Source organism: Acetobacterium sp. UBA5834, assembly GCF_002435675.1.
Lineage (GTDB): Bacteria > Bacillota > Clostridia > Eubacteriales > Eubacteriaceae > Acetobacterium > Acetobacterium wieringae.
On sequence record NZ_DJGY01000020.1, the window covers coordinates 45,214 to 51,213 of the forward strand.

The window sequence follows — 6,000 nt, forward strand, 5'->3', positions numbered from 1 at the left end:
CAATTTTCAGCTTTCTAAATGCAGCGAAACCCGCAACCCCGATTCCAGGTTTTCATCATCCATCCAAATCAGTGGCGTGAACTGTTCAACCAGTTTTTCCGCCGGGGATCGGGTCACAAAAATAACACAGATTCCCATTACTTCAGCACCCACCTCTTCCATCAGGTTCATCATCCCTTTGGCGGTTCCGCCGCCTTTCATAAAATCGTCAATAACCAATACTTTCTTACCCTGCAGATCAATCCGGCGGCTGAGATACATGGTTTTGATTTTATTGGAGGAGCCGGAAATATAATTAACACTGGTGGTTGCCCCTTCAGTTACCCGGTTGGAACGACGGATCAGCCCCATCGGCACATTGAGATAATGGGCCGTTTCCATGGCTGCCGGAATACCTTTAGTTTCGGTGGTGACAACATACTCAATCCCCATTTGACCATATTTTGAGGCAATGATCCGGCCAATATTTTTAGAATAGCGGGGATTTGAGAGAATGTCGCTGTAATAAACAAACCCCCCCTGAATTTTTCGGGCTGGCGACTGAAGCTGGTCAGCTATTTCTTTGAGGATGCTGACCTCCTCTTCGCTGGTGACCTGAGGATGATAAACCACCCCGCCAGATGCTCCGGAATAGGTTTCGACATAACCGGTACCAGTCAGTTCAATGGCATTTTTGACAATCGCCACATCTTCGCAAACACTGGATTTACCAGCCTCCAGCAAGTCGGTAAAATAATTATAGCTGAATACCTCGTTGGGATGGTCTGACAATATTTTTGTGATAACACTGATTCTTTCATTTTTTTTCATTTTCCACCTATGAAGGATTCGATTAAAATCCGAACATTATTCTCAATATCTATAATATTATTCATATTTCCGCAAAAGTGCAAGTTTTTTTTAATCTTTACTCAGCGGAAACACCTATGTTATAATTCGATTTAAAGTGTTTTTCCTGATTTTGGATGATATTTCGATTATTTCGTTCCCGTCCTTAACCAACAAGCGAACACTTACAACTAATTCATTAAGAAATGTTTAAGATTTTATCACCAAATAAAGGAGCTGATTATTTGAAATCACAACTAGAAAACAAATTCAACCGACCCATCAATAAATTATTCTTCATTGGAATTGGCGGGAGCAGCATGAGTGGCCTGGCTACGATGGCTTTGTCCCAAGGTTTTTCCATTGAGGGTTCGGATATGATTGCTTCCTCCTATACTGAAAAACTAGAAGGTCTGGGCATCAAGGTCCATATCGGACACAGTTATGATAATATCCCCGCTGACACCGACTGTGTTGTTTATTCTGCGGCCATCCATGATGACAACCCGGATATGGTCAAAGCCACCGATTTGAATCTTCCCAAAATTGAACGTTCAAGTTTCCTGGGACTCTTTTCCCATATCTTTGATAAAACCATTGCGGTTTCCGGAACCCATGGCAAAACAACAACTTCCTCAATGGTTGCCTGTCTACTCCATCACGCCGGTCTGCGGCCCAGCCTGAGCATTGGCGGCAAACTTGATGAATTCGGCGGCAATGCCGTCATTGATGGCAAAGATTTTTTTGTAGTGGAGGCCTGTGAATATGTGGACAGCTTCCTGACAACGTCTCATTCCATTGGCATCATTACTAATATTGAAGAAGACCATCTGGATTACTTTAAGGACGGCATCAAACAAATCAAGGAGTCCTTTACTAAATTCGGTAAAATCCTGCCAGCTGATGGTCTGATGATTGCCTACGGCGATTCTCAGGATGTGCTGGACGTGGTGGCTGATTTAGCCTGTCCGGTGGTTACCTACGGTTTAAATAAAACCAACGACTGGTACCCTGCCAATATTGTTTATGATAAGGTCGGTAAGCCCAGTTTCGATGTCTATAAAAAGGGTGAATATTATGGTCACTATCAACTCATTATTCCCGGTGAGCATAATGTTCTTAACGCCCTTTCTGCCATTATTTGCGGGGATTTCCTCACCATTCCGTTGGAAACATCTGTTGCTGCTATGGCAAAATTCAGCGGTGCCAAGCGCCGTTTCGAATTCCGGGGGGAAGTCAACGGCATCAACGTTTATGAAGACTACGCCCATCACCCAACTGAACTAAAGGTGGTTGTGGATGCCTGTCTCAATTATCAGCACAACAAACTGTGGGTTGTTTTTCAACCGCATACCTATTCACGAACCTTCTTTTTCTTTGATGAGTTTGTCGATGCTTTTGCCAAAGCCGACTATGTCATTCTCAACGATATTTATTCCGACCGGGAAGGCAATGACTGGAACATCTATTCCGAAGATCTGCAAAAAGCCATTGAAGCAAAATATGGCATTCCGACTGTTACCATTTCGGCTTTTGAGGATATCGTCAAGCACCTGACTGACCACCTCTGCCCGAATGATCTGGTGCTGGTGGCCGGTTCCCAAACCATCAATCACGTCGCCTTTGATCTGGTGGATAAGTTAAAAGAGATTCATAATTCTTGACATTTCTTCCTAATAGGAGTATCCTAAAGAGAGTACTATTTTTACTTTAGGAGGCTTATATGGAACAGTATAATAATAAGGCCATCGCATCCATGGTTTTGGGAATCGTATCCCTGGTTTGTATCTTTTTGGGCTACTTTACCATTATTGGTATTGTCTGTGCCATTATCGGTTTGATCTTTGCCATCCAAATTCGCAAAGCCGGAGAGCTGGAAGGTTTTAAACCAAATGGCATGGCCACTGCCGGTTTAGTCCTCAACATCATCGGTCTGGGCTTGTGTGCACTGGCCTTTATTGCCTGTGTGGCCTGTGTCGGCATCATCGGTACGGCGGGTCTTTATTCCTGAGCATTAATTTTCTAAAAGGACGAGCATTCGTCCTTTTTTTATATCATGAGGGACGATTATGCATCCAATTATTCATTTCTTTAACGTTGCCATCCCTACCTTTGGCGTTTTATTTTTGCTGGGAACCGGCGCTGCGTTTTTATTGGGCGTCTACACCGCCCGAAAATATGGCATCACCACCATGGATGCGATGTTTTTCGGTCTCTTTGGGATCATCGGCGGCATCTCCGGGGCCAAAATACTCTACATTATTGTCGATTTACCCAACCTGCTCGCCAACCCCGAAACCGCCCTGATTCGCCTTGCTACCGGTGGTGCGGTGTTTTATGGGGGACTGATCGGCGGCATTCTGGGAGGCTATTTTTATACCCGTATTTATCATCTGCATACCATTCAATTTTTCGACATCGCCGTTCCCTGCCTGGCGCTGGCCCAGGCCTTTGGCCGGATCGGCTGTTTTTTCAATGGCTGCTGCTATGGGATTCCCTACGAGGGGATCGGAGCCGTTTACTATCCAGTGGGGGCTTATCCGCCATCGGGAATCGGTCTGTTCCCAGCCCAATTGTCAGAATCAGTCTTTCTATTTATTCTGACGCTGGTTCTTATCACCGTGCTGTGGAAAAGCAAGGTTCCTGGTCTGACCACTGGTGTTTACTTGCTCGCCTCAGGACTGTTTCGTTTTATCAATGAATTTTTTCGGGCCGATCCCCGAGGGGCCATCGGATTTCTCTCAACTTCTCAATTTATCAGCCTGCTCGTTATTGGTTTGGGCTTCTTATTTGTAATGAAGATCCCCCAGCAACTTTATGAAAAACAGATCAAACAATAGTTATTTAAATGACTTTAGGGTATAATGAGGATATTAGATTTTTAAGGAGGTTTTGTTATGCATATGTATGACGATTATCTGGGAGATATTTCTTCCCAGCCTGACAGTTTTATGGCAATTATGCCAGTTATTATGTCCGTTCTTGGTATTATTTTAGTCGTCAGTCTGGTGATCGGCCTGATCTGCTACGTTTTTAATTCCCTTGGTCTTTATACCATGGCCAAAAACCGAAATCTTGATAACCCCTGGCTGGCCTGGATTCCCTTAGCCAGCAACTACCTGATGGGCGAATTGATCAACGATGATGTTTCCATCAGTACCTGGCACATTCCTTATGCCAAGCTCTTTCTTCCGCTGATGGGGTTGGCTCTAACCGTGGTCATGACCATTCTGGGATTTATTCCCTATTTAGGGGCCTTTATGGGGATTTTATTATCCCTGGCTTTGAGTTTTTACTATTATGCTGCTCAATTCTGGCTTTACAGCATCTATGATAAGGATCACCGGGTGCTTTATCTGGTTCTCAGCATCATTTTCCCTTTCCTGGGACCGATTTTTGTTTTTATTATCCGCAATCGGGATGCCTACGATGAACGTCATCCCGAAGGAGTTATTGCTGAAACTTACGATTCCAAGTCAATCCTGGCTCTGACCCTGGGGATCTTCTCAATTGTCAGCTTTATCACCCTGATGGGCAGCGGTCTGCTCACCGGTGCTGTGGGCCTGATTTTTGGAATGATCGCCATGAAAGAACGAAAACTGCAGGGTCTGCCCACCGGCATGGCGATGGCTGGTTTGATTTGCTCCATCATCGGTATGGCCTTTACGGTGCTGATGATCTTTGCCTGCATTGCCTGTGTGGGACTCGGCGGCATGGGCATGCTGGGTGGTCTGATGAACGGGATGTATTACTAATCAAAACGGTTCGTTAACTTTCATTTCTTTATTACAGCGAGGTGAATATTCAATGTCGCAACAACAGTATGGTCTGGTTCTCAGTGGTGGCGGTGCCAAAGGCGCCTTTGAAATGGGCGTCTGGAAAGCCCTTAAAGAATGTGATTATTCTCTGGGGGCTGTCATCGGAACCTCGGTCGGGGCCCTGAATGCTGCTATGATTGCCCAGGATGATTATGACATTGCCATGGAATTCTGGTCCAATCTCACCATTAACCAGGTGCTTGATTTAAATGAAAAAATGACCAATACCTACGTTGATCAGTGGTCAAAAGAAAGCTTTGATGTTTTTCGCAATGGTTTTTTAACAGCGCTATTTTCAGACGGTTTGGATATTTCGCCACTGCGCCACAATCTGACCCGATTAATCTGTGAAGATGCCATCCGAAACTCACCGATTCGTTTCGGACTGGTCACGGTTGACATTACCAGTCTGAAACCACGGCAGTTGATGATTGACGATATTCCCCAGGGCCAGCTGATTGACTACCTGCTGGCCAGTGCTGCCCTGCCGATTTTTCAAAAACAAGAAATCGATGGTAAAACCTATCTCGATGGGGGATTCTTTGATAATGTCCCAATTAATTTTATGCTGGAACAGAATTTTTCTCAGATAATTTCAGTAGAATTCCCGGCTCCCGGGATGCGCAAATGGGTGCGGGATAATAATGCTGAGATCATTACGGTTAATAACTCCGAATTTCTTGGCGGGATCTTGAATTTTGATACCCGTCAGATTGAACAGAATATCCAACTCGGCTATCTGGATGCCATGAAAGTGTTTGGGGCACTCAATGGTAAGCACTATTATCTGAATACACAGAAAAGCAATACCTTTTTCAGAAAATTTATCGATACTTTGGGACAGCCGCTTTCAAATAAAAAACAGTTGCAAAAAATGCTGGTCTTACTTAACTTACCCGGTGCCGCCAGCCAACGTGACGTTTTGGACGCACTGGAAAATTTGTTAAAGAAAACATCGTTTAAAAATCAACCGCTTAGCCTTGGGATGCTGGAAATTACCGCAAAAAGCATGGGGGTACCCCGTCTGGAAAATTATTCCATTGATTTTTTCATCCAGGCTATTCTCAAAGAATTGAATCGCCTTCTGGATGAAAACCTCACCCTATTGGATAACCCCAAAATTATCGGAACTTTTTTAACCCCTTCTAATGGCAGTTATCTCCGCTACAATTTCATCACCTTTTATATCGTCTTTTTAAGCATCCGGGGTGATCTCAGTCCCGAGCGGATGTCGACCTTTTTGAGCAAATTTTCGCCGGATATTGCCCTCTCCATGATAACTATTTTCTACATCCATGAAATTATCAACCACTAAAAAAAGAGCTATCGCTCTTTGAGGTTGTCGATAAACTAC

The 6,000-nt window shown here is 44.3% G+C and carries 6 protein-coding genes; 5 read left to right on the plus strand and 1 reads right to left on the minus strand.

Features of this window, described 5'->3' with window-relative positions:
* Positions 1–6 precede the first annotated feature (6 nt).
* A complete protein-coding gene (gene purR / locus B3F51_RS04495; RefSeq protein WP_286945683.1) occupies positions 7–810 on the minus strand; it encodes a pur operon repressor in 804 nt (267 codons plus the stop codon).
* Positions 811–1,073: 263 nt separating this feature from the next.
* Between purR and murC the strand changes: the two genes are divergently transcribed.
* Genes murC through B3F51_RS04520 form a run of 5 tightly spaced genes read left to right on the plus strand, consistent with a single transcriptional unit; the run spans position 1,074 to position 5,961 of the window.
* A complete protein-coding gene (gene murC, locus B3F51_RS04500) occupies positions 1,074–2,492 on the plus strand; it encodes a UDP-N-acetylmuramate--L-alanine ligase (RefSeq protein WP_228879181.1) in 1,419 nt (472 codons plus the stop codon).
* Between the two features lie 59 nt (positions 2,493–2,551).
* Entirely contained in the window at positions 2,552–2,839 is a 288-nt protein-coding gene (locus B3F51_RS04505; RefSeq protein WP_070369526.1) for a DUF4190 domain-containing protein, read from the plus strand.
* A 58-nt stretch (positions 2,840–2,897) separates the two neighbouring features.
* Positions 2,898–3,668, plus strand: a complete 771-nt coding sequence (locus B3F51_RS04510; RefSeq protein WP_250934537.1) for a prolipoprotein diacylglyceryl transferase — start codon at positions 2,898–2,900, stop codon at positions 3,666–3,668.
* A 57-nt stretch (positions 3,669–3,725) separates the two neighbouring features.
* On the plus strand, positions 3,726–4,583 hold the full coding sequence (locus tag B3F51_RS04515) for a DUF4190 domain-containing protein (RefSeq protein WP_286945684.1): 858 nt from the start codon (positions 3,726–3,728) through the stop codon (positions 4,581–4,583).
* A 52-nt stretch (positions 4,584–4,635) separates the two neighbouring features.
* Complete coding sequence (locus B3F51_RS04520; protein ID WP_286945686.1) at positions 4,636–5,961, plus strand: patatin-like phospholipase family protein; 1,326 nt, start codon at positions 4,636–4,638, stop codon at positions 5,959–5,961.
* Positions 5,962–6,000 lie beyond the last annotated feature (39 nt).